Origin of the sequence: Clostridium sp. CM028 (assembly GCF_030585565.1) — a bacterium.
GTDB lineage: Bacteria > Bacillota > Clostridia > Clostridiales > Clostridiaceae > Clostridium_AD > Clostridium_AD estertheticum_B.
In genome coordinates, this window is the sequence record NZ_CP077766.1 from 1974091 (window position 1) to 1998177 (window position 24087).

20 protein-coding genes are annotated in these 24087 nt (G+C 33.4%); 3 read left to right on the forward strand and 17 right to left on the reverse strand.

The genetic code is table 11. From position 1 onward, the window contains the following. Positions 1-66 precede the first annotated feature (66 nt). From KTC94_RS09255 to KTC94_RS09305, 11 genes are all read right to left on the reverse strand, one after another. On the reverse strand, positions 67-948 hold the full coding sequence (locus KTC94_RS09255) for a DNA-3-methyladenine glycosylase (protein WP_216302344.1): 882 nt from the start codon (positions 946-948) through the stop codon (positions 67-69). A gap of 11 nt (positions 949-959) precedes the next feature. Next, on the reverse strand, positions 960-1382 hold the full coding sequence (locus KTC94_RS09260; RefSeq protein ID WP_220287509.1) for a C-GCAxxG-C-C family (seleno)protein: 423 nt from the start codon (positions 1380-1382) through the stop codon (positions 960-962). A 112-nt stretch (positions 1383-1494) separates the two neighbouring features. Then, positions 1495-2877, reverse strand: coding sequence for an NADPH-dependent glutamate synthase (gene gltA, locus KTC94_RS09265; protein ID WP_216302295.1), 1383 nt, complete (start codon positions 2875-2877; stop codon positions 1495-1497). Beyond that, on the reverse strand, positions 2877-3746 hold the full coding sequence (locus tag KTC94_RS09270; RefSeq protein WP_216302296.1) for a sulfide/dihydroorotate dehydrogenase-like FAD/NAD-binding protein: 870 nt from the start codon (positions 3744-3746) through the stop codon (positions 2877-2879). The genes gltA and KTC94_RS09270 overlap by 1 nt, the downstream gene beginning before the upstream one ends. A gap of 410 nt (positions 3747-4156) precedes the next feature. Next, complete coding sequence (locus tag KTC94_RS09275) at positions 4157-5323, reverse strand: iron-containing alcohol dehydrogenase (protein WP_216302297.1); 1167 nt, start codon at positions 5321-5323, stop codon at positions 4157-4159. A gap of 200 nt (positions 5324-5523) precedes the next feature. Further along, positions 5524-6372, reverse strand: a complete 849-nt coding sequence (locus tag KTC94_RS09280; protein WP_165412573.1) for a 3-hydroxybutyryl-CoA dehydrogenase — start codon at positions 6370-6372, stop codon at positions 5524-5526. A 118-nt stretch (positions 6373-6490) separates the two neighbouring features. Then, entirely contained in the window at positions 6491-7498 is a 1008-nt protein-coding gene (locus tag KTC94_RS09285) for an electron transfer flavoprotein subunit alpha/FixB family protein (protein WP_216302298.1), read from the reverse strand. Between the two features lie 20 nt (positions 7499-7518). Next, entirely contained in the window at positions 7519-8301 is a 783-nt protein-coding gene (locus tag KTC94_RS09290; protein WP_216302299.1) for an electron transfer flavoprotein subunit beta/FixA family protein, read from the reverse strand. A gap of 14 nt (positions 8302-8315) precedes the next feature. Next, positions 8316-9455, reverse strand: coding sequence for an acyl-CoA dehydrogenase (locus tag KTC94_RS09295; RefSeq protein ID WP_216302300.1), 1140 nt, complete (start codon positions 9453-9455; stop codon positions 8316-8318). 82 nt (positions 9456-9537) lie between these two features. After that, the gene (locus KTC94_RS09300; protein WP_165412577.1) at positions 9538-10317 is read right to left on the reverse strand and encodes a short-chain-enoyl-CoA hydratase; all 780 of its coding nucleotides are present in this window, start codon (positions 10315-10317) and stop codon (positions 9538-9540) included. 193 nt (positions 10318-10510) lie between these two features. After that, complete coding sequence (locus KTC94_RS09305) at positions 10511-11149, reverse strand: redox-sensing transcriptional repressor Rex (protein WP_165412578.1); 639 nt, start codon at positions 11147-11149, stop codon at positions 10511-10513. A 281-nt stretch (positions 11150-11430) separates the two neighbouring features. On the opposite strand from KTC94_RS09305, the gene abc-f reads away from it, so the two are divergent. Further along, positions 11431-13356 carry a ribosomal protection-like ABC-F family protein gene (gene abc-f / locus KTC94_RS09310; RefSeq protein ID WP_216302301.1) on the forward strand — a complete coding sequence of 642 codons (1926 nt, stop codon included), beginning with the start codon at positions 11431-11433 and terminating at the stop codon, positions 13354-13356. 62 nt (positions 13357-13418) lie between these two features. Here abc-f and KTC94_RS09315 read toward each other — a convergent pair whose 3' ends face one another. Next, a complete protein-coding gene (locus KTC94_RS09315) occupies positions 13419-14690 on the reverse strand; it encodes a M14 family metallopeptidase (RefSeq protein ID WP_220320374.1) in 1272 nt (423 codons plus the stop codon). A 268-nt stretch (positions 14691-14958) separates the two neighbouring features. Here KTC94_RS09315 and KTC94_RS09320 point away from each other — a divergent pair, with 268 nt between their 5' ends. Next, positions 14959-16308 carry a TIGR00366 family protein gene (locus KTC94_RS09320; protein ID WP_216302303.1) on the forward strand — a complete coding sequence of 450 codons (1350 nt, stop codon included), beginning with the start codon at positions 14959-14961 and terminating at the stop codon, positions 16306-16308. A gap of 172 nt (positions 16309-16480) precedes the next feature. Continuing rightward, positions 16481-17827, forward strand: coding sequence for a short-chain fatty acid transporter (locus tag KTC94_RS09325; protein ID WP_220287276.1), 1347 nt, complete (start codon positions 16481-16483; stop codon positions 17825-17827). 93 nt (positions 17828-17920) lie between these two features. On the opposite strand, the gene KTC94_RS09330 is transcribed toward KTC94_RS09325, so the two are convergent. From KTC94_RS09330 to ablA, 5 genes are read right to left on the reverse strand one after another with little or no spacing between them, the layout of a single operon-like run. Then, on the reverse strand, positions 17921-18709 hold the full coding sequence (locus KTC94_RS09330) for an OAM dimerization domain-containing protein (protein ID WP_216302305.1): 789 nt from the start codon (positions 18707-18709) through the stop codon (positions 17921-17923). Continuing rightward, positions 18709-20265: a lysine 5,6-aminomutase subunit alpha gene (locus tag KTC94_RS09335; RefSeq protein ID WP_216302306.1), complete on the reverse strand. Its 1557-nt coding sequence runs from the start codon at positions 20263-20265 to the stop codon at positions 18709-18711. Before KTC94_RS09335 ends, KTC94_RS09330 begins: the two co-directional genes overlap by 1 nt. A gap of 10 nt (positions 20266-20275) precedes the next feature. Continuing rightward, a complete protein-coding gene (locus tag KTC94_RS09340) occupies positions 20276-21736 on the reverse strand; it encodes a hypothetical protein (RefSeq protein ID WP_216302307.1) in 1461 nt (486 codons plus the stop codon). 1 nt (position 21737) lies between these two features. After that, a complete protein-coding gene (locus KTC94_RS09345; RefSeq protein ID WP_216302308.1) occupies positions 21738-22745 on the reverse strand; it encodes a hypothetical protein in 1008 nt (335 codons plus the stop codon). Positions 22746-22782: 37 nt separating this feature from the next. Continuing rightward, the gene (gene ablA, locus KTC94_RS09350) at positions 22783-24036 is read right to left on the reverse strand and encodes a lysine 2,3-aminomutase (RefSeq protein WP_220287273.1); all 1254 of its coding nucleotides are present in this window, start codon (positions 24034-24036) and stop codon (positions 22783-22785) included. Between the last annotated feature and the right edge of the window lie 51 nt (positions 24037-24087).

Genomic DNA, 24087 nt, shown 5'->3' on the forward strand with positions numbered 1-24087 from the left:
CTTCACTCTTGTATTTATTTCAATAGTAACTCATAGTTTTATATAGTATTACTTGCTTTGCTTAATTTATTCTATTTTAATATTATTTTCTCTTGCATAATAAAACAAATACTGTTGTGCAAAACCTGCTAAGTTTTCAAATTTGTCTCTAGCGAAGGTCCTTATTTTAGGTAGAGAGACATCTGGTGCTAAATAAAAAAATTGCATCGCCCTCTTAACCCACACATCCACTGGGAAAGCAGAATATTTTTGCATAGAAAATAACATAATACAATCCGCCACTTTTGGGCCTATTCCACTAAGTTTTTTTAGTTCTTCATGGCAAATATCATCTTCCGCGGCTTTAATAAGCTCCAAATTCACTTCACCAGTATATACCTGATGTACTGTGTTTTTTACATATTTAGATCTAAACCCCAGACTACAACTCTGAATTTCTTCTATAGTAGCTTCTTCTAAATCTGCAGGCGTTGGAAATGTGTAGTACGTTTTCCCCTTATATTCTATTGGTTTTCCCCATTTTTTGCTCAAATTGTTTATAGCTCTTTTTATCATTGGGATTCTATTATTTGAAGAAATTATAAATGATATGGTAAGTTCAAAAGGCTCCTGCTGCAATAATCTAATGCCATACCCGAAATCAACAGATCTTTTAAGAAGAGGATCCATCTTAAATTTCTCTTTGATAACTGTGTAATTTCTTTTAAGGTCAAAATAATCACACCAAATCTCATTAAATTCTTCCTCATTTATATTATATATCTTTACTTGCGTCCCCTTTTTTTCTACTTCTATTACCTTCCCATATGCTACCCCTATGTAATTGCCATTAGGCTCCTTGTCCCATCTAAAGCATTGCCCACATTCGAATATATGGTCTAGTTCAAAGTTCTCTACATCTTTTATTATAATGCCTTCATTAAATGATTCAATATTTTTGTAATCCATAATTTTTCCTTTCATTGAGTTAAATTATTAACTTTTAATTCGCGTATCACAATTTCATCTAATATTTCAGTAGCAGTTTCAATCATTACCTTGCAACTACCATCCTCTTTTTTATATTTTGCTTTAAGAGCCGCGCAATTATTCGTGCTTAACTTTGATTCAAATTTTTGGAAGAATTCCTGACATAGTCTTTTAACTCTATCACCTTCATGCGCTTTTTCTTTAGTAAATAATATACCTATAACTGCCAAAGAACCTGTTATTGCTCCGCATACGCTCTCAATACCCATTCCTCCACCAAAGGATGACATAGTTTTAAACGTTTCGCTTTTTAATTTCATATTATATTCATCACTAGCAGCGTAAATCATCACCTCAGCACAACTTAAATCATATTCCTTAGTGTAATATTTATTTATTTTATCTATTAACATAATATACCTCCTCCTATGCAATATTATTATACCAAATAGTTGTTACCTGTCCTCACTTTTTTAAAACAAACTCCATAAACCTTTGTTTATGGAGTTTGTAATTTAAAAATTATTATTTTGTTAACATTCCATCTATAGCTTTAGCAGCTTTTTTACCTGCTTCCATAGCTAATATAACTGTAGCAGCTCCTGAAACAGCATCTCCACCAGCATATACATTCTTTTTAGATGTTAATCCTGTTTCATCTTCTGCAACTATGCACTTCCATTTATTGATTTCTAACCCTTCTGTTGTTAAAGGAATTAATGGATTTGGTGATGTACCTAGAGACATTATAACCGTATTTACATCCATTATGAATTCCGACCCTTCAATCGCTATAGGTCTTCTTCTTCCTGATGCATCGGGTTCTCCTAGCTCCATTCTTATACACTTCATGCCTATAACATTCCCTTTTTCATCTCCTAGGATTTCAATTGGATTCACAAGTAAATCCATTATAACTCCCTCTTCTTTTGCGTGATGCACTTCTTCGGCTCTTGCAGGAAGTTCTGATTCTGATCTCCTGTACACTATGTGCCCTTCTGCTCCAAGTCTCACTGCTGTACGCACAGAGTCCATAGCAACATTTCCTCCACCTACAACAGCAACCTTTTCACCTGTTCTTATAGGAGTCTGATACCCCTCTTTAAATGCTTTCATCAAATTGCTTCTAGTTAAATATTCATTAGCAGAAAATACTCCATTTAAATTTTCTCCTGGTATTCCCATGAACATTGGAAGTCCAGCACCTGAACCGATAAATACAGCTTTAAAATCTTCTTCTTCCATCAGCTGATTTATTGTTACAGTTCGTCCTACTATCACATTCGTTTCTAATTTAACTCCTAATTTCTTAACATTTTCAACTTCATGTTTAACAACTGTATCTTTTGGCAACCTAAACTCTGGAATTCCATATACCAAAACTCCACCAGCTTCATGAAGTGCTTCAAAAATAGTTACATCGTACCCAGCTTTAGCTAAATCTCCTGCGCAGGTAAGTCCTGAAGGACCACTTCCGATTACCGCAACCTTAATGCCATTTTTAGGTTTTGTTTCTGAAAGGTCAACATTATGCTCTCTTGAATAGTCACCTACAAATCTTTCAAGTTTACCAATAGCTATGGCATCTCCCTTTATTCCTAATATACATTTGCTTTCGCATTGAGTTTCTTGTGGACAAACTCTTCCACAGACTGCTGGTAACGCACTATATTTTGCAATTACCTTAACTGCCTCTGTAAATTCTCTATTTTTTATGTGAGCTATGAACCCAGGAATATCTATTGCTACTGGACATTTTCCAACACACATTGGCTTTTTACAATTTAAACACCTTGTAGCTTCCTCAACTGCTTCGTCCTCTGTATATCCTAAACATACCTCTTCAAAATTAGTTGCTCTTACTTTTGGATCTTGTTCCCCTATTGCAACTCTGTTCATTTTACCCATTATTTAGCACCTCCTAAACCGCAGCCTGCTTTAATGCCTTCACCTTTAGAACTCTCTTGAGTTTTGTACATTGTTTGTCTTCTCATTGCCTCATCAAAATTAACTTTATGACCATCAAATTCTGGACCATCAACGCAAGCAAATTTAGTCTCACCATCTACAGTAAGTCTGCAAGCTCCACACATTCCTGTTCCATCAACCATAATAGGATTCATGCTTACAATAGTTGATATTCCAAGTTCTTCAGTCAATTTGCAAACAAATTTCATCATTATCATTGGTCCAATTGCAACAACTAAATCGTATTTTATGCCATCATTTTGAACTAATTCTTTTAATTTATTTGTGACAAGTCCCTTATATCCATATGAACCATCATCAGTACATGGATATACATTCCCTGCTACTTTCTTCATTTCTTCTTCCATAATTACATAATCTTTAGCCTTTGCGCCTATTATTACGTCTGCCTTAATACCTTGATCTCTGAGCCATTTAACTTGAGGGTAAACTGGTGCAGTTCCTAGCCCGCCAGCTACAAACACAATTTTCTTTTTCTTTAAATCTTCAATGCTCTCACTCATTAATTCAGATGCTTGTCCAAGTGGTCCTACAAAATCTGAAAATGAGTCACCAATTTCATACTTTTCCATTTCTTTTGTTGAACAACCTATTGTTTGAACTACTATAGTTACTGTACCTCTTAACGCATCATAATCACTAATTGTTAAAGGTATTCTTTCGCCTTTTTCATCCATCTTTATAATTATAAATTGACCTGGTTTTGCTGATTTAGCTACTCTCGGAGCCTCAATATCCATTAAGAATATCTGAGGTGCTAATGCTCTCTTTTCGACTATTTTATACATTTTTAATCCTCCATATTCATCTATGATTTTGGTCTGCCTATGTTCCTACACTAAAACCTTCGTTATTATATATTCATTTTACCACAAAAATCTAAATTATATATTTGTTAAAATACATTTTACATTATCTCTATTTTGTCAAAATAAATTTCACTTGAAATTTTTATTAGAGTGAAAATACTAAGTCAAAATAGACAGGTAGTAAAGAGTATTAAATACTAATGCTCTTTACTACCTGTCCTCTTATTAATCATTTAATTATTGTCTATTGGTACAATTTCATAATGTGCCTAATATTAAATCATCTCCTGCGGAGCTGCATATTAACGACTTCAGAAGGAGATTTATACTCCTACTTAAAGTAGGTACTCCCACTTATAGAATTGGGAGACTTTCCTTCTGAAATGTCGTTAAAATTTAACTTTTTCTCCTGTAAAGGTACAAGTTAATATCTTTTTCATTTCGCAAGTATTTATTGGTCTTGGGTTAGATCCTGTGCATGCATCTTTTATAGCATTTTCAGATATAAAATCTACATTTGCATCAAACTCTTCTTTTGTCATTCCGTTTTCCTTTAAAGAAGTTGGTATATTCATAGCTTTATTTAAATCTCTTATCATATCAGTTAATGAATCAATTAATTCATCTTCTGTATTTCCAGCTAAATTAAGACTTCTAGCAATTGTTGCATATCTATCTCCACAAGATTTTTTGTTAAAATCTATAACATATGGAAGTAATATTGCATTAGCTAAGCCATGTGCAACATGAAATACGCCACCTATTTTGTGTGCCATACTATGAGATATTCCTAGTAGTGCGTTGGAAAATGCCATTCCCGCAAGACATTGTGCAATGTGCATTTCATTTCTCGCTTCCACATCACCTTCAAATGATTTTAATATATTTTCTCTAATCATAGTTATAGCTTGTATTGCAAGAGGATCTGAAAAGCTTGACCTAAGTCCTGCTACATAAGCCTCAAATGCATGTGTTAATGCATCCATACCTGTATGTGCTACTAATTTAGGTGGCATTGTTTGAGCTAGTGCTGGGTCTACTATTGCTATATCTGGTGTTAAGTTGAAATCCGCTAAAGGATATTTTATTTTTGCTTTATAGTCAGTAATTACTGAAAATGCTGTAACTTCGGTTGCTGTTCCACTAGTTGATGGTATAGCTATAAATTTAGCTTTTTGTCTTAAGTCAGGAATACCAAATGGTATAACCGCTTGTTCAAAAGTAAATTCTGGATACTCATAAAAAATCCACATAGCTTTTGCTGCGTCAATTGGTGAACCACCCCCGATTGATACTATTAAGTCCGGCTGGAATTCTCTCATTACTGCTGCACCGTTCATAACTGTTTCTACCGATGGATCTGGTTCTACTCCAGTAATATGCTTAACTTCAATTCCAGCTTCTTTTAAATAAGCTTCAACCGTATCTAAGAATCCGAATCTTTTCATAGAGCTTCCGCCAGTAACTATTACTGCTTTTCTGCCTTTTAAGGTTTTTAACACCTCTAATGAATTTTCTCCAAAATAAATATCTCTTGGTAACGTAAATCTATTCATTATATTTCCCCCCATTTTTAAAAAATATTATATTCTTTTATACGTTTATGTTAGTTGTTTATACCAACTTTTGTCATTTCTTTGTTATATTGTTAATGATATATCATTAACAATGCAAAGTCAACATTAAAACAAGAGCATTACAACCCTCTACAAGTTGTAATGCTCTCTAAATTCATTGTTCATATTAAAATAATATCTTATTTCGAATAATCAAATATTCCCTTTTTAGTTTTTCTTCCTAGCAATCCGCCTCTAACATATTTTCTTAAAAGACTATGAGCTCTGTACTTATTGTCTCCTGTTTCAGTATATAAAACATCCATGATAGCAAGACATACATCAAGACCTATAAGGTCTCCTAGTGCTAGAGGTCCCATTGGATGATTAGCGCCAAGTTTCATTGCTTTATCGATATCTTCTGCAGATGCAACACCTTCTGCAAGTATTCCTACAGCTTCGTTAATCATTGGTATTAATATTCTGTTTACAACAAATCCAGGAGCTTCAGCAACTTCTACTGGATCCTTACCGATTGCAATTGCAATTTCTTTAACTGCATCGAAAGTTTCAGTGGACGTACCCATTCCTTTAATTATTTCTACAAGCTTCATCATTGGAGCTGGATTAAAGAAATGCATTCCTATAACTTTGTCAGGTCTATTTGTAGCAGCTCCTACTTCAGTTATAGACAGTGATGATGTATTTGATGATAATATAGTTTCCGGCTTACATATTCTGTCAAGCTCTGCAAAAATTTCTTTCTTTATTTTCATAATTTCTACAGCTGCTTCAACTACTAAATCACAGTCTGCTGCTAATTCCATATCAGTAGTTCCTGTAATTCTTGAAAGTATTTCTTCCATTTGTGCTTCAGTAATTTTTTCTTTTTTAACTAATCTTTCTAAATTCTTTTTAATTGTAACAAGTCCTCTATCAACAAATTCATCTTTAATATCTCTCATTATTACTTCGCAACCACTTACTGCGAATGTTTGAACAATACCCGCTCCCATAGTTCCAGCTCCAAGTACAAAAATCTTTTTCATAATAACACACTCCTTTTATTTTTTTAAAAACTAAAAGTAATAAATATTTTTAAAACTTACTCTAATGCTAAATTTCAGCATTAGAGCAAGTTCATTTAAATACTACTTTAAAATCTAATTATTTGTTTCTTAATGTATTAATCTGAGCTATCATTTCTGGAATAACTTTTATGAAATCTCCAGCGATTGCTACATCAGCAGCTTTCATGATTGGCGCTGTTGCATCTTTGTTTATAGCTATTATGAAATCAGAATCTTGCATACCAGCTAAATGCTGAATTGCTCCTGAAATACCGCAAGCTATGTATACAGTTGGTCTTACAGTTTTTCCTGTTTGACCTACTTGAACTGCTTTATCTATCCAACCATTCTCAACTGCAGCTCTTGATGCTCCAACAACTCCACCTATGGTAACTGCAAGTTTTTCAAGTAACGCGAAGTTTTCTTTACTTCCAACTCCACGACCACCAGATACTATAATGTTAGCTTCTCCGATATCCGCTAAAACTGAAGCAACTTTTACAACGTCTACTGTTTTAGTTCTGATATCTGATTCTTCTAAGTTTACAGTTATTTTTTCAACTGGGCAGCTTCTTTTTTCATCTCTAGCTAATTTTTCAAAAACTCCTGGTCTAATAGTAGCCATTTGTGGTCTATGTTCTCCACAAACTATTGTAGCCATTAAGTTTCCTCCAAATGCTGGTCTTGTCATCATTAGATTGTTGTTTTCTGTATCTATATCTAATGAAGTGCAATCAGCAGTAAGTCCTGTTGAAAGTCTTGCGGATACTCTTGGTCCTAAATCTCTTCCTAAATAACTTGCTCCTACAAATATAATTTCTGGTTTTCTTTCATTTGCAAGATCACATATTACTTTTGTATATGCATCAGTTGTAAAGTGGCCCAATAATGGATGACTAGCAACTATTACTTTGTCAGCGCCATATGCTACTAATTCTTTAACCATATCATCCGTTTTATCTCCAAGTAATACAGCTGTTAATTCTTCTCCTAATTTATCTGCTATTTCACGTCCCTTACCTAAAAGTTCAAATGAAATCTTTTGAAGTTCTCCGTCTCTTTGCTCAGCAAAGACCCATACGCCCTTGTACTCTTCTATATTCATAACTTAATCCTCCCTGCTTCTTAGATAAAGTGATTTTCTTTTAATTTTGAAACTACATATAAAGCAGCTTCATTAGCTGGTAATTGTATTAATTCGCCTTTTCCCTTAGCTTCTTTGGTCATAGACTTTTTAACCTTTGTTGGTGAACCTTTAAGACCGAGAACAGCTATGTCTGCTCCGATATCTGCTGCATTCCAAACTTTTACTTCTTTATTTTGGAACATTTCAAAAATGCTTTTTATGTTCATATATCTTGGCTCATTCAACTCTTTTATTGCTGTTAAAAGAACAGGAGTCTTAACTTCTATATCTTCATATCCGTCTTCCCAAGCTCTTCTAACTTTTAATCCACCCTTAATTACATCAACTTTTTCAACATATGTTATTTGAGCAAGATTTAAATGTTCTGCTATTTCAGGTCCAACTTGCGCTGTATCTCCGTCTATAGCTTGTCTGCCTGCAAACACTACGTCATAATCTAATTTCTTTAAAGTCGCTGCAAGTGCATGAGATGTAGCTAATGTATCTGCTCCTGCGAATGCTCTGTCAGATACTAATATTGCTTCATCAGCTCCCATAGCTAAAGCTTCTCTCAAAGCTTTTTCTGCTTGTGGGGGTCCCATGCTTATTACTGTTACATGTGCACCATGTTCATCTTTTAATCTTAAAGATTCTTCCAGTGCATTTTTATCATCTGGATTTATTATTGATGGAACGCCTTCTCTTATAAGTGTTCCTGTTTTAGGATCTATTTTAACTTCGTTTGTATCTGGAACTTGTTTTAAACATACAACTATATTCATTCCTTAATCTCCTCCTACTTTAATAAATTTCCAGCTATAACCATTCTTTGAACTTCTGAAGTTCCTTCATATATCTCAGTTATCTTAGCATCTCTCATCATTCTTTCTAATGGATATTCTTTAGTATATCCATATCCTCCGAAGATTTGAACGGCTTTAGTTGTAACTTCCATAGCTGTTTCTGACGCAAATAATTTTGCTCTAGCAGCTTCTACTGTATATGGTAAACCATTATCTTTATTCCATGCTGCTTTATATATTAAAAGTTTAGAAGCCTCAATTTTAACATCAAGTTCTGCAACCATCCATTGTAAACCTTGGAATGCTGAAAGTGGTTTTCCAAATTGTTTTCTTTCTTTCATGTATTTAGTAGCTTCATTGAGTGCGCCTTCTGCAATTCCTAGGGCTTGAGCCGCTACTCCGATTCTTCCTCCATCAAGGGTTTTCATTGCGATACCGAACCCTCTTCCTTCTTTTCCAAGCATGTTTTCTTTAGGAACTATGCAGTTTTCAAATACAAGTTCTGTAGTTGATGATGCTCTTATTCCTAATTTATCTTCGTGTTTACCAATTGAGAATCCTGGAAACTCTTTTTCAACTATGAAAGCAGTGATTCCTTTTGTTCCCTTAGTTTTATCAGTCATTGCAAAAACTACAAATGTATCTGCTACTCCACCGTTTGTGATAAATATTTTTGAACCATTTAATATATAGTTATCACCATCTAAAGTTGCTGTAGTTTGTTGACCTGACGCATCTGTTCCTGCATTAGGTTCTGTTAGTCCAAAAGCTCCTAGTTTTTCACCTTTTGCAAGTGGAACTAAATATTTCATTTTTTGTTCTTCTGTACCGAAAGCATCTATTGGGCCAGCACATAATGAAGTATGAGCTGATAGTATAACTCCTGTAGTTGCACATGCTTTTGATAGTTCTTCAACAGCCATAATGTATGATACATTATTTCCGCCTGCTCCACCGTATTTAGTAGCAATTGGGATACCCATCATATGGTATCTAGCCATTTTCTCTACAGTTTCGCTAGGAAATCTTTCTGTCACGTCTATTTCCGAAGCTAAAGGTTTAACTTCGTTTAATGCGAACTCACTTACCATCTGTTTTACAAATTCTTGTTCTTTTGTCAATGCAAAATTCATGAACTTTCCTCCTCACTATTCTCTGAGACAAATAATAATCTTTAATTGTTATCTGCCTATTCTTTTTACAGAATACTTTTTATTACTTATTTTTAAAGCATTTTTCTGTTTTTTCAATAAATGCTGTCATTCCATTTTTTTGATCTTCAGTCGCATAACATTCTCCGAATATCTCTGACTCGTATGAAAGCGCTGAATCTATATCTATTTGTATTCCCTTATTGATTGCTGCCTTACAAAAACTTACAGCAATAGGTGCTTGTCCTGCAATTGTATTTGCTAGTGCTTTAGCTTCTGATAATAAATTTTCTGGATCAACTACTTTATTTACAAGTCCAATTCTTAATGCCTCTTCCGCATTAATAATCTTTGCTGTATAAATTAGTTCTTTAGCCATTCCAAGTCCTACAAGTCTAGGAAGTCTTTGCGTACCTCCAAAGCCAGGAGTTATTCCAAGACCTACCTCAGGTTGTCCAAATTTTGCTTTTGAAGAAGCGATTCTAATATCACAAGCCATAGAAAGTTCACATCCTCCACCTAGCGCAAAACCGTTTACTGCAGCTATTATAGGTTTTTCTAAAGTTTCTAGTTTTCTGAAAACTTTATTCCCTAGATTTCCAAATTTCCTTCCACCCATAACATTAAGATCTTTCATTTCGGTGATGTCAGCCCCTGCTACGAAAGCTTTTCCTTCTCCTGTTAAGATCACTGCGTAGATTTTATCATCTTCAGCAATTTCATCTATTGCTAAATCTAGCTCTTTTAATGTTTCTGTATTTAATGCATTTAGAGCCTTTGGTCTACTAATTGTAAGTATTGCGACTTTGTCTTCTTTTTGAAGAACAATATTCTTGTATTCCATAACAATCAACTCCTTACGAATTAATCCATTCATTAAATATTTGTTAATAATATAACAAATAAACCTAAATGTAATTGAAGCCCTTCGCCTCAATTACATTATATCTCTTTATAGTAATTATTTCAACAAGAAATATTCATAATCTTTTAAATTAATCTTGTTGATTTCATAAACTTTATAAACTTTGTAAATTTTATGAATATGATTTGTCATTCATTAAACAACTAAGTGTTAGCAAGCTCTCACTTAAATGGACATTCTCCACAATGGTTTCTACAGGCACCTCTAAATCCACAGGTGCAAAATTCCATATACCTTTAACCCCATTTGCTACCATTATGTCACTAACTTTTTGAGCACTAATATGTGGAACACATATTACGCCAATATCTATTGGTGTCGCTTTAAGGAAACGCGCTAATTCATCTAAGTCTATTACTTCAACATCTCTAATTTTTAATCCTATAAGCTTTGGGTTAACATCAAAAATACCCGCCAAGTTAAATGATAGCTTTTCAAAATTAGTATAATTGGCAATAGCTTGCCCGATATTCCCCGCGCCTACTATTACCATCTTATATTCTTTTGAGAGTCCTAGTATTCCACTAATTTCATTCAACAATTCTTTAACATTATATCCGTATCCCTGTTGTCCAAAATCTCCAAAACAATTTAAGTCTTGTCTAATTTGAGATGCTGTAAACCCAATCTTTTCGCCCAATTCTTTCGAGGATATCCTATCTACATCATTTCTTAAAAGTTCTTTTAAATATCTATGGTATTTAGGCAATCTTTTAATAACTGCCATTGATATATTCTTTTTTCTTTCCACAATATACACTCCTCTACGAATATCATAAATTACATACTATCTATACTAACACACTATTATAAATTAAAACTACTTTTGCTATAAATTTAGTAGTTATTGTGAAATTATTACCATTATATATATATATATACTATTATTAAAAATTAATCTATATATATTTCTTTTTTACTACAAAAAATTAAATATAAATAGTACAATAATATATGAAGCAACTTTAATTAATATTTATAACTAATTAAGTTGAATTTTTTTAATACTACATAACAGGGAAGGTGAAAACAATGATAGTTTTAAGTTGCAAGGATATTCACAAAAGTTACGGCATAGATGTTATTTTAGACAAAATAACTTTAAGTATAAATGAAGGTGAAAAGATTGGATTTATTGGTGCTAATGGGGCAGGTAAATCTACGCTTTTTAAAATACTCACATCACAATTGGATTATGATAATGGTGAGCTATTTATAGATAAAAATAAAAAAGTTGGTTATCTATCTCAAAATCTTGAATTAACTTTAAGTAATACTATATATGAAGAAACTCTTTTAGTATTCCACGATCTATTAGGCCTCGAAAAAAGACTTAACAATTTAGAATCAAAAATGAATGAACCTTATGATACTTCCAAAGAAGAATATAATAATAGAATAATAAAAGAATATACATTAATCTGTGAACTTTACAATAACAGGGGCGGCTACACATATAAAGCTGAAATTAATAAGGTTCTCAAAGGTCTTGGCTTTATGGAAGAAGATTATAATAAGCCAATAAACATACTAAGTGGAGGTCAAAAGACTAGAGTTGCACTATGCAAATTATTACTTAAAAATCCCGATATTCTTTTATTAGATGAACCTACTAACCACCTAGACTTAGATGCTATAGAATGGTTAGAAGATTATTTGAAATCTTATAAAGGAACTATTTTTATAATATCCCACGATAGATTCTTTTTAGATGCTATTACCAATAAAACTTTTGAACTTACTAACGGTCATGTAGATTCTTATAATGGAAATTATACAAATTTTATTGATTTAAAGAAAAAAAATTATGAAGTTCAATTAAAAGCATACAATTTGCAACGCTCAGAAATAAAAAGGCAAGAAGACATCATAACTAGATATAGATCCTTTAATAGAGAAAAAAGTGTAAGAGCTGCAGAGAGCAGACAAAAATCCTTAGATAAACTCGACCGGGTTGATTCCCCCGACACAGCTCCTAGGGAAACTAAAATCAAATTTGAAACAGAAATTAAAAGCGGAAATGACGTTCTCCATGCAGAAAATTTATCAAAACGATTTGGAGACAATCTTTTGTTTGAGAATTTAAATCTAGATATAAAAAGATCCGAAAAGTTCGCTCTTATTGGTGAAAATGGTCGTGGCAAAACCACTCTTTTAAATATTATAATGGATAAAATTTCAAGTGATACAGGTATAAAAATATTGGGCAAAAATATTTTTGTAGGATATTATGACCAAGAACAATCAAATTTGAATCCAGAAAAAACTATAATAGATGAGGTTTGGGATGAATTTCCTAAACTTACTACCACAGAAGTACGTACTGCATTAGCTGCATTTTTATTCATAGGAGAAGATGTATTTAAAAGTATATCCACATTGAGTGGTGGTGAAAGATGTAGAATTAATCTTCTAAAAATAATGCTATCAAAATCCAACTTTTTACTATTAGATGAGCCAACAAATCACTTAGATATTATGTCTCGTGAAGCTTTAGAAGATTCGATACTTGGATATGACGGTACTGTTCTTGTAATATCTCATGATAGGTATTTCTTAAACAAGGTAATTACTAAAATACTTGAATTAAAACAAGATGGTCTTAAAGAGTATTTAGGTAATTATACTTATTATATAGAAAAAAAGAAAAACCCTCTAAGGTTCCAAGTAGAAGAAGCCTACGACGGCATGTCAAAAACTCAAATTAATCTTGATAAAAGAAAGAAGAGAGATGAACAAAAACTAGAAAAACAAAAGAAAATCGATTTAAAAGACCTAGAAGATAAAATTACCTCATCGGAACAGCGATTAGAAAAATTAAATAGTGATCTTTGCCTTGAAGAGATTTATTCAAGTCCTAGTCGGAGTGTTGAGACAAACAATCAAATTTCTAGTATTAAAACCGAACTTGAAACTCTTTATGCAAACTGGGAAGACTTTATATCGGAAGTGGACTAAAAATTAAGGCTCTTAGCACACAATCAAACATTTGTGGTCTAAGAGCTTTTTCTTTTAGATACCTAAATTAATGCCCCTTCTAATAAAACTTTAATATTGTCCTTATAAATTTTATTAAACTGACTTATTGGCAGAGGATTTTTTCCAATTCCGACCTCAATGGTATAACCCGGCCTTCTATATTTTTCTATAAACCAATCCTTATATCCTGCATAGCTTGTGATTCCATAGGTTTCTGCTAATTCATAACCACTTAAAGAGGAAAATATCTCTCCTATTTTTCTAGCCTCAGCACTTGCCAAATTTTGAAAATCCCAGTATATTACTTCCCCTTGGGTGTGATACGCTATTACTAATCTAAACCCATGTTTTCTTGTAAAATCTGCTACCGCTTTAGACTCTGATTCTGATTCTGGCGCAGTACCTGAATATCTTGTAGGGCCCGGTCCATATACGCCATAACTTTTTTCCGCGTCCTTTGATTTTTGCCACATAGCATCATAGTTATGATTAAGGTCTACACCGCGAATATTAGCACTCCATGTTTTAGAAAAATCAGAACTCCCATTATTCCACTTAATTAAATCATTGTAGTATGGGTTACTCCTCTCTAGGCCATTAAGCACTAAGTCAATCCCATCTGGATTTACCATAGGCATAATGTATATAGTACTTTTATTCCAGATATCTAAGGCACTATACCCTTCTATATTTTCACCTGTTGCATAGGCTTTAGAAAAGTTTTCAATAAACTTCATCAAAAGCACAGTAGTTATCCATTCAATAGCATGATGAGATCCATTATAAAAAACTTTATTGGGTCCATTACCGAGTTTCACATAATAAAGTTCTTTTCCAAGCTCACTCTTGCCGCCACTAGCCACTTCAATAAATGGGTATCTAGCCTTTAGCCCTTCTAAATCTTTTTTCATAATATCATAAGTGTAATCAATATTTGTAAAAACTACATCTAATGAATATGGAACTATGATCACCTCTCCAACCTGCAAGTTGTTAGGATTTATTTGAGGATTTGCAGTAATTATACTTTCTACGGTCACAAAGTACTTACTTGCTATAAGGTATATTGTATCACCCGGTCTAATTCTATAAGTATCATAACCCATTAAAAATCTATTCATAAGTTTATAAGTATCATCATTTACTGTGCCTGTAGGTGATAAGCCAAAATATCTTTGAAACATCAATACTGCCTGTGCCGTTTTAGTTCCGTAAATTCCGTCTATTCCTCCTACATCATAGCCTAATTTATTAAGTAGTGCTTGTATTTCCATTACCGATGTTCCTCTTGAGCCTATTTTTAGGGTTTGCAACTTTTACCCTCCTAAATTTTTCTATAATACTATTATATGAATTTTAATAAAAATGTTGCAGGTTTTAACGAATAAAATACCACACCTATTTTTTTGCCTCCTCCTTTGTATATAAATTTTCACTCATAAAAATATATTTCTCCTTTTTTGACTTATTATATGATGTCATGTATAATTTTGTCATACATATTAATATTTTTTCACAAAAAATCATAAATATGTTTTCTTGTATAGATTAATTTCACATAATAAAATAGGAGGAATAATAATGTTTAAAAAATTTACAAATGGTTGTGTTAATCTTGTCCAAAAGTATTTACCAGACCCATTCATATTTGCTGTAATCCTTACCTTTCTAGTATTAATTTTAGGGATGGTGCTTACTGGTCAAGGACCATTAGCTATGACTATTCACTGGAGTAAGGGTTTGTGGACGCTCCTCGCTTTTTCAATGCAAATGGCGCTAGTATTAGTTACAGGTCATGCGCTTGCCAATGCACCATCTTTTAAAAAGGGTCTTAAAATTCTTGCAAAAATCCCTAAATCACCAAGTCAAGCAATTATTCTTGTTACAATTATTTCTACTATAGCTTGCTGGATTAACTGGGGCTTTGGTCTAGTTATCGGAGCTATTTTTGCTAAGGAATTAGCTAAAGAAGTTAAAGGCGTAGATTATAGACTTTTAATAGCTTCTGCTTATTCAGGCTTTTTAGTATGGCATGCCGGTCTTTCTGGTTCTATACCACTAGTAGTTGCTACAGGTGGTCCTGAGGTAGTAAAAGCTACTGCAGGTGTTGTTACTTCACCTATACCAACCAGCGCTACATTGTTTTCAGGTTATAATCTAATTATATTAGCTATACTTTTAGTAACCTTGCCTCTTATAAACAAAGCTATGCATCCTGACACTGAACATACTATTACTATAGATCCAAAGCTTTTGGTGGAGGAACCAATGATTATAATAGCTAAAGAAAAAATGACTCCCGCTGATAAACTTGAGAATAGCTCTATTATCTCAATGTTATTAGTAATTATGGGCTTTAGTTATATTATTTATTATTTTGTTAAAGGTGGTAGTCTTGATTTAAATATTGTTAATGCTATCTTCTTGTTCCTAGGAATTGCTCTTCATGGAACTCCTATAAGGTTTGTTAACGCAATTACATCCGCTGCTAAAGGAACTGCTGGAATTATACTTCAATTCCCATTCTACGCGGGTATTATGGGTATGATGGTTGGTACAAGTGCTAGTGGAATTTCTCTCGCAGGAGTTATGTCTACTTCTTTTGTTAGTATATCTAATCAACATACCTTCCCTCTATTCACTTTCCTAAGCGCAGGACTTGTTAACTTCTTTGTACCATCTGGTGGTGGACAATGGGCTGTTCAAGCTCCCATTATGATGCCCGCTGGTGCAGCTTTAGGTGTGCCTGCTTCAAAAACTGCTATGGCTATTTCATGGGGAGATGCATGGACTAACATGATTCAACCTTTCTGGGCATTACCCGCTCTTGGAATTGCCGGTCTCGGTGCTAAGGACGTAATGGGCTTTTGTATAATCGACTTATTATACTCAGGTGTTATTATTGGACTAGGGCTAATGTTTATATCATAATAGCTAAGGGACTGTCTCAAACTGATTAAAAGTTATTTTAAGTTTATATCGATACCTGTAGATCGGACACTTTGGTAAAAGTGTCCGATCTACAGGTACTTTTTTTGCATAATATAGAATATTATTACATAGGAGCATTTTAAATTTATATAGCTAATAAGGGGGAATCAAAATGTTCAAAAAATTTACAAATGGTTGTGTTAATCTTGTCCAAAAATATTTACCAGACCCATTCATATTTGCTGTACTTTTAACATTCTTTGTATTAATTTTAGGCATAGTTCTTACTGGACAAAGTCCTTTGGCTATGACTATTCACTGGAGCAAAGGTTTGTGGACATTACTTGCTTTTTCAATGCAAATGGCATTGGTATTAGTTACAGGCCATGCTCTCGCCAATGCACCATCTTTTAAAAAAGGTCTTAAGACCCTTGCAAAAATACCTAAATCACCGAGTCAAGCAATTATTTTGGTTACACTTATTTCTACTATAGCTTGTTGGATCAACTGGGGCTTTGGTTTAGTTATTGGGGCTATTTTCGCTAAGGAATTAGCTAAAGAAGTTAAAGGAGTAGATTATAGGCTTTTAATAGCTTCTGCTTATTCAGGCTTTTTAGTATGGCACGCTGGTCTTTCTGGTTCTATCCCACTAGTAGTTGCTTCTGGTGGTCCTGAAGTTGTAAAAGCTACTGCAGGCGTTGTTACTTCTCCTATACCAACTAGTGCAACATTGTTTTCAGGTTACAATTTAATTATATTAGCTGTACTATTAATTACATTGCCTCTTATAAACAAAGCTATGCATCCTGACATTGATCATACTGTCACTATAGATACAAAACTTTTGGTTGAGAACCCAGTAGTTATAATAGCTAAAGAAGCAATGACTCCTGCTGATAAACTTGAAAACAGCACCCTTATCTCAATGTTATTAGCAATTATGGGCTTTAGTTATATTGTTTACTATTTTGTTAAAGGTGGTAGCCTCGATCTAAACATTGTTAATGCTATTTTCTTGTTCCTGGGAGTTGCTCTTCATGGAACTCCTAGAAGATTTGTTAATGCAATTACAGACGCCGCCAAAGGCGCTGCTGGAATTATACTTCAATTCCCATTCTACGCAGGTATTATGGGAATGATGGTAGGTACAAGCGCTGCTGGAATTTCTCTTGCAGGTGTTATGTCTACTTCTTTCGTTAGTATATCTAATCAACATACCTTTCCACTATTCACTTTTCTAAGTGCAGGACTTGTTAACTTCTTTATACCATCTGGCGGTGGTCAATGGGCTGTTCAAGCTCCTATTATGATGCCTGCCGGTGCAGCTTTAGGCGTACCTGCTGCGAAAACTGCTATGGCTATTGCTTGGGGAGATGCATGGACTAATATGATTCAACCCTTTTGGGCATTACCCGCTCTTGGAATTGCTGGACTCAGTGCTAAGGACGTAATGGGTTTTTGTGTAATTGACTTATTATACTCAGGTATTATTATTGGGTTAGGATTATTCCTTTTCTAGGAAGTTTTTATTATAACAACAAAAGGGGTACATCTTTAAATGATTAAATAAATCAATTAAAGATGTACCCCCTATTTTTTTATTATAAATTTATTAAATTAAACCTCTCTCAACTATCTCCGTAACAGCAAAACTTGCTACATCATCAGCAAATTTTCCTGGTCCGAAACCTGCATCATATCCAAGCTCTTTAGCAAGTTCATGAGTTATTCTTGGACCTCCACAAATTAAGACAACTTTATCTCTGATTCCTTCTGCTTCTAATAATTCTACTAGATTAGTAAGGTTTTGGATGTGTACATCCTTTTGAGTTACTGTTTGAGAAACTAAAAGAACATCTGCTTTAAGCTCTATAGCTTTTTTGATAAATTCTTCATTCTCAACTTGGCTTCCCAAGTTCAAAGCTTCTATCATAGGGTATCTCTCAAGACCATAGTGTCCTGCAAATCCCTTCATGTTCATTACAGCGTCTATCCCAACTGTATGAGCATCTGTTCCTGTACTAGCTCCAATTATTACAACGTCACGTTTAATGTTTTCTTTTATATATTCTCCAATTTGTTTCATATCCATTGTTTCTACTTCTACAGTTTGAACATGAATTTCTTCATAGTTTACAGAATGCGATAATGAACCATAAATAACATAAAAAGAAAATTCTTTATCTAAAGATGCATGATGAGCACAGTTTGGATTTTTAAGTCCCATAGATTTAGCAAGTTGAAGTGCTGCTTCTACTCCTCTTTCATTATCTTCTACTGGAAGTGTAAAGCTCACTTGTACCTTACCATCATTCATAGTATCTCCATAGGGTTTAATCTTTGTTAAATCCAAATTTTGATCATACTCTTTAACTTCTAATGAATATTGTCCTTCGCTCATTATTTATTTCCCCCTAACATTAAATCTATAAATGGGTTAAAGTAAGCTTTTTCTTTTTCTACAACTCCTGCAAGTCCTTTTCCACCAGTATAAGGTCTCTTAATTCCTGCAAATTTCCCTTGCTGTATCGTACTGAATAAGCCTTCTTTTTCAATTTCTCCAATTAAATCTGCTGCTTTATTTAATACTTCATCAACCCTTGTTTCCATCATGCCACCTTTTTTGAAGGTGATTTCTGATCCTAAATCCTTCATAGTTCTAAATATATATTGAGCATTGTCTATTGATAACGCTCTATCTGACATAAATGGAGTGTGTATTGCTTCTGTAAGCATTCCAAGAAGATGTAACTTTTGTCCTGTCATAATAGTAACCATATTGAATAATGTATCTTGTACTTGTCCTTTAAATATATCTCCAGTCTTAAACTTAGTTGGAGGCATATATTTTAGTGGTGCTCTCGGAAAGATTTCTCTTGCCATTTGCGCTTGTGCTAATTCATATATAAATCCATTTTCAACATCTGGACTTATTTCAAACGCATGCCCAAGTCCCATTTGTTCTTCTGGAATTCCAGCAACTAATGCAAATTGTTCATTTATAAATTGTGAAGCAAGCACTGTATGAGCTTCTTCTACTGCATCTGCAGTAGTTAAATAATTATCTTCTCCAGTGTTTATAATAACTCCCGCAAATCCATTTATTACTCTTGAGAAATATTGGTCAACTATAGTTCTTTGCATGTTGATATCGCGGAAAAGAATTCCGTATAAAGCATCATTGAGCATTACATCTAATCTTTCTATAGCTCCCATAGCAGCTATTTCAGGCATACATAATCCAGAACAATAATTACAAAGTCTTATATATTTCCCCAATTCTTCTCCAACCTCATCAAGGGCCGCTCTCATAAGTCTGAAGTTTTCTTGTGTTGCAAGTGTTCCTCCAGTACCTTCCGTTGTAGCTCCGTATGGAACGAAGTCAAGTAAGCTTTGTCCTGTACTTCTTATTACGGCTATTACATCTGCGCCTTGCTTAGCAGCTGCTCTTGCTTGGGTTATATCTTCATAAATGTTACCTGTAGCAACTATTACATAAAGATATGGGCTACTCTTATCGCCAAATTTTTCAAGGTATGATTCTCTTTTGCCTCTATTTTCTTTAATTTTAGCAACCATTTCTTTAGCTACTTTATCTACAGCCATTTTTATTTCGAATTCTTCATGCATAGGAGTTTTAGTTAAATCCATTTCACCTTTTGCTACTTTCTCAGCAATTTCTTGTGGTGAAAGACCAGTTTCAACCATAGCATTTCCTATAAACATTGACGCACCAAGTGCTAATCCATTACCATTTTTAATGTTATCCACTACTACATTTGGAATTGGTACTCCAACTTCATCTACCCCATCAATACCTAAAAGTCTACACACCGTTCTTTCTACTGTTACTGTAGTATGTATGTCAATAAATTCTTGAGTATCTTTTGCTATGTTTTTAGCTGATTGTCTAGCTTTACTCACAACATCCCAATTCATATTTAATTTGCTTTCCATTTTATTCCTCCTAATTGTAGAAACTTTTTGCTATATCCACTATTTCCTTTTCAAGTCCTAGTAATAATGCTATATTAAGTGCATCTTTTGGCACTTCATTTTCTTTTGAAACCTTCTCTAGCTTGTAATTCATATGTTGTTGTATTATTTCAACAGAATGAGTTTTATTTAAATCTATCTTGTACTTTAGCGCATTAAAATCTACATTTTTAAGTCCCATTACTTGATAATGTTCCATATTCTCCTCAACTACTCCATCGTAATGAGTTGAAATTAAGCTTATTGATTGAAATTTAGTCAAGTATTTAGAAAGAGATTTCATAAGATAGTACCCTTCTTTTGGATTAGTACCTCTTGCAAACTCATCTAGAGCTATAAATCCATTTCCTATTTTTGCAGACTCTACCACTTCTTTTAACTTTATTATTTCTGCACCAAATGTACTTAAGCCTTTGGATATGGACTGCATATCATCTGAAACAAAATGAATAAAATTAAGGATTGGAAATTGTGCTTTTTTTGCAAATACAAAAAAGCCCATTTGCCCAAGCAGTAAATTCAGAACAATAGTCTTAAGGGTAACGCTTTTCCCACCCATATTAGCACCAGTTATAATAGTTGTACCACCAAATAGCTCTATACTAACTGGGGTAAATACCTTTTTTCCTTTTTCTAATATTTCTTTAATTTCAGGATTAAAGGCTTCATCAAGATTAATCTTCATTTCTTCACAAATTTTCGGACGGGAACCATTATAATCTATGGATAAATTCGCTTTGGCAATCAAAAAGTCTAATCTACCTATCGCTTTTATATTTTGGTTTATGATCTCAGTTTCCTTAGAAATCTGGAGTGTTAACTCTTTTCTAATCCTTAGTTCTTCCTCTTCTTCTTCTATAACTAAATCTAACCTTTGCTTCTTTAGTTCATTTACTTCTTCCTCGGTTTTCACAGTAAAAATTTCTTTTTCCTTTTGTTTTTTCTTTTCACGAATGCTTTTCAAAGTTTTAGAATACTCATCATAAACATAAAAAGTAGACATTCCCTTCTTCTGTGGGTCTAGGAGGGAGATAATCTCATCTAAAGAGTTTAGATGAACCTCCTCTATATCAAGCTGTAATTTATCCAAAATATTTTTTAAATCTGTTACTAATATTGAAAAATATTTAATTTCATATAATTCAACTTCATCTAATGTTTCTGATTCATTACATCTTTTAATAGAATTTCTAATATCTTTTAGTTTACAAAATATTCGTCCTATTCCATTATACTCTTGACTATGAGCTCTCATTGATTTAATCATATTTTCTAGACTATTTAATTCATGAGTTAATTCATTTATTTCTGAATCTTTAAATGGTCTAATATTTTTTTTCTCCTCAAGCCCATAAGAAGTAGTTATCCCCAATTTATCCATAACAAAAGAAAAACCAATTTGATCCCTCTGCTGCTTATCTAAAAATTTCATTTTACTCCCCTCCAATAACATCAAATACAGGTATATTTAATTTATCCCTAAGCCCATCTAAAAACTTCTGCTTATCAAATTCATACCCATAAGGTGATTTTGGATTGGATGTAACACATACTATATTAATGGGATTTATTGTTTTTATAATTCCACCTTGCTTTTTAAATTTATAAAGGGTTTCCCTAGTTAAAAAGAGCTTTGTTCCATCTTCAACTAGGAAAATTACACCTTTATACTTATTTGTAGATGTCATAATATCTTCTAGTAGGTTATCTGAAACTACACCTTTAATAACTACATAGGAGGCATTTTCATCTAAAGACCCAACAATTTCCTTAGAAGATCCCAATGCTGTAATTGCATCTAGCATTTTTATAGTATTATCTTTGCAAATAATACCTATTCTGCCGATGCGTAAAACTTCATTAGCGAGATTTAATACTTCATTATTCTTTTCATTTTCCAATGAAAGTAATTTAACAGTATGACTAGTTTCTTCTATAACCTTATCCATACTTTTTGACAGCGCCGCTCCAGTTGATAAAATTGTAGCATTTGTAATTGATGGAGAGGCGAAGGTTTTTCTATTAAGGGCACCATCCACAATTACAAGCTCACTTCCAAACCTTTTAAGATCATCACATATTAAAGTCATATAGGAATTTACAGATGGACCGCCTAAATCTACATATCCGTCACTTAATGCTCTGCATATAATTATTTCACCCATAGGAGTGTTGAAACCAGTAGTTTTTAAAATCTCCCTGGTAATATCACTATTCAATAAGCATTGTTTTGCAGTAGCAATTATAGTTCCTTCTTCAATGTAAATTTTAGGTTTTTCAGTAGCAGTTACTTGGTCCAACTCTTCTCCGTCTCTTCCTATAGAGGTAAGCCCAAGGGATATTTCCCCTCTGGCTTCCCTCAATATATGATTTAAGGTGGTTGTTTTTCCTACATTTTTATTCATTCCTATGATAGAAATACTGTCATATTTTTGAATCATATTGAAAATGCTTGGGTTGTTTATGCTGTCCTTAATTTTACTCGTGATGTCCTCTTAGATTTCTCTCAAGTCCAGCTGGTTCCATAGACATTTGCTGACCGTTTAATAGCCCTGCCACTCCTACTTTATGAACCTTTTTCTTTCCTTCGCAAACTTCACAGCGACAACCTGAAGTATAACTAGTTGGTTGTTCATAAGTAGTTATAACGCCTTCAAAGTTTCTAAGTACCACTTTTTCAGGACTTTGAGAAATAATATAAGTTGGCATTACTGGTATTTTACCACCGCCACCTGGAGCGTCAACAACAAATGTTGGAACACAGAATCCTGAAGTATGGCCTCTTAAAGCTTCAATAATTTCTATCCCTTTAGATACTGGTGTTCTAAAGTGCTCAAGTCCCATTGAAAGATCACATTGATAGATGTAGTATGGTCTTACTCTAATTTTAACAAGCTCATGTACAAGGTCCATCATTATATGTGCACAGTCATTAACCCCTCTTAAAAGAACTGATTGATTTCCTAGAGGTACTCCTGCATTTGAAAGCCGCGCGCATGCAAGTTTTGCTTCTTCTGTAATTTCATTTGGATGATTAAAGTGAGTGTTTAGCCAAATTGGATGATATTTCTTTAGCATATCAACTAATTCTTTTGTAATTCTTTGTGGAAGAACCACTGGTACTCTCGAACCCATTCTTATTATTTCAACGTGTGGAATTGCTCTTAATTTTTTAATTATATATTCTAATTTATCATCTGAAACAAGTAGAGCATCTCCGCCTGATAATAATACATCTCTAATTTGTGGAGTATTTTTAATGTACTCGATTGCTTTATCTATTCTTTCCATTGGCATAGCACTATCGCTTTGACCTGCGAATCTTCTTCTTGTACAGTGTCTGCAGTACATTGAGCATTGATCAGTTATTAATAGTAATACTCTATCTGGGTATCTATGAGTTAACCCTGGTACTGGAGAATCTGAATCTTCATGTAATGGGTCCAATAAATCAGCATGTGCCTGATGTAATTCAAGCCCTGTTGGTATAGCTTGTTTTCTTATTGGATCGTTTGGATCATTAGGGTCTATTAATGCTAAGTAATAAGGAGTTATAGCCATTCTTAATGTTTGAACGCATTTCCTAGCTCCTTCTTCTTCCTCCTGCGTTAATGGTATATATTTTTTTAGTTGATCCACATTTTCAATTCTATTTTTAACCTGCCATTTCCAATCATTCCATTGCTCATCAGTTACATCTTTAAATAATTCAAATCTTCTATTAACTTTCATATTAGTACCTCCATCGTATAATAATTTTTAATTTTATAATATGTAGTTGAT

What these genes read in the sequence shown, in the direction of transcription:
- KTC94_RS09255 (WP_216302344.1), bottom strand. Translation starts at nt 948, where the DNA reads ATGGATTACAAAAATATTGAATCATTTAATGAAGGCATTATAATAAAA.
- KTC94_RS09260 (WP_220287509.1), bottom strand. Translation starts at nt 1,382, where the DNA reads ATGTTAATAGATAAAATAAATAAATATTACACTAAGGAATATGATTTA.
- gltA (WP_216302295.1), bottom strand. Translation starts at nt 2,877, where the DNA reads ATGGGTAAAATGAACAGAGTTGCAATAGGGGAACAAGATCCAAAAGTA.
- KTC94_RS09270 (WP_216302296.1), bottom strand. Translation starts at nt 3,746, where the DNA reads ATGTATAAAATAGTCGAAAAGAGAGCATTAGCACCTCAGATATTCTTA.
- KTC94_RS09275 (WP_216302297.1), bottom strand. Translation starts at nt 5,323, where the DNA reads ATGAATAGATTTACGTTACCAAGAGATATTTATTTTGGAGAAAATTCA.
- KTC94_RS09280 (WP_165412573.1), bottom strand. Translation starts at nt 6,372, where the DNA reads ATGAAAAAGATTTTTGTACTTGGAGCTGGAACTATGGGAGCGGGTATT.
- KTC94_RS09285 (WP_216302298.1), bottom strand. Translation starts at nt 7,498, where the DNA reads ATGAATATAGAAGAGTACAAGGGCGTATGGGTCTTTGCTGAGCAAAGA.
- KTC94_RS09290 (WP_216302299.1), bottom strand. Translation starts at nt 8,301, where the DNA reads ATGAATATAGTTGTATGTTTAAAACAAGTTCCAGATACAAACGAAGTT.
- KTC94_RS09295 (WP_216302300.1), bottom strand. Translation starts at nt 9,455, where the DNA reads ATGAATTTTGCATTGACAAAAGAACAAGAATTTGTAAAACAGATGGTA.
- KTC94_RS09300 (WP_165412577.1), bottom strand. Translation starts at nt 10,317, where the DNA reads ATGGAATACAAGAATATTGTTCTTCAAAAAGAAGACAAAGTCGCAATA.
- abc-f (WP_216302301.1), top strand. Translation starts at nt 11,431, where the DNA reads ATGATAGTTTTAAGTTGCAAGGATATTCACAAAAGTTACGGCATAGAT.
- KTC94_RS09320 (WP_216302303.1), top strand. Translation starts at nt 14,959, where the DNA reads ATGTTTAAAAAATTTACAAATGGTTGTGTTAATCTTGTCCAAAAGTAT.
- KTC94_RS09325 (WP_220287276.1), top strand. Translation starts at nt 16,481, where the DNA reads ATGTTCAAAAAATTTACAAATGGTTGTGTTAATCTTGTCCAAAAATAT.
- KTC94_RS09330 (WP_216302305.1), bottom strand. Translation starts at nt 18,709, where the DNA reads ATGAGCGAAGGACAATATTCATTAGAAGTTAAAGAGTATGATCAAAAT.
- KTC94_RS09335 (WP_216302306.1), bottom strand. Translation starts at nt 20,265, where the DNA reads ATGGAAAGCAAATTAAATATGAATTGGGATGTTGTGAGTAAAGCTAGA.
- KTC94_RS09340 (WP_216302307.1), bottom strand. Translation starts at nt 21,736, where the DNA reads ATGAAATTTTTAGATAAGCAGCAGAGGGATCAAATTGGTTTTTCTTTT.
- KTC94_RS09345 (WP_216302308.1), bottom strand. Translation starts at nt 22,745, where the DNA reads ATGATTCAAAAATATGACAGTATTTCTATCATAGGAATGAATAAAAAT.
- ablA (WP_220287273.1), bottom strand. Translation starts at nt 24,036, where the DNA reads ATGAAAGTTAATAGAAGATTTGAATTATTTAAAGATGTAACTGATGAG.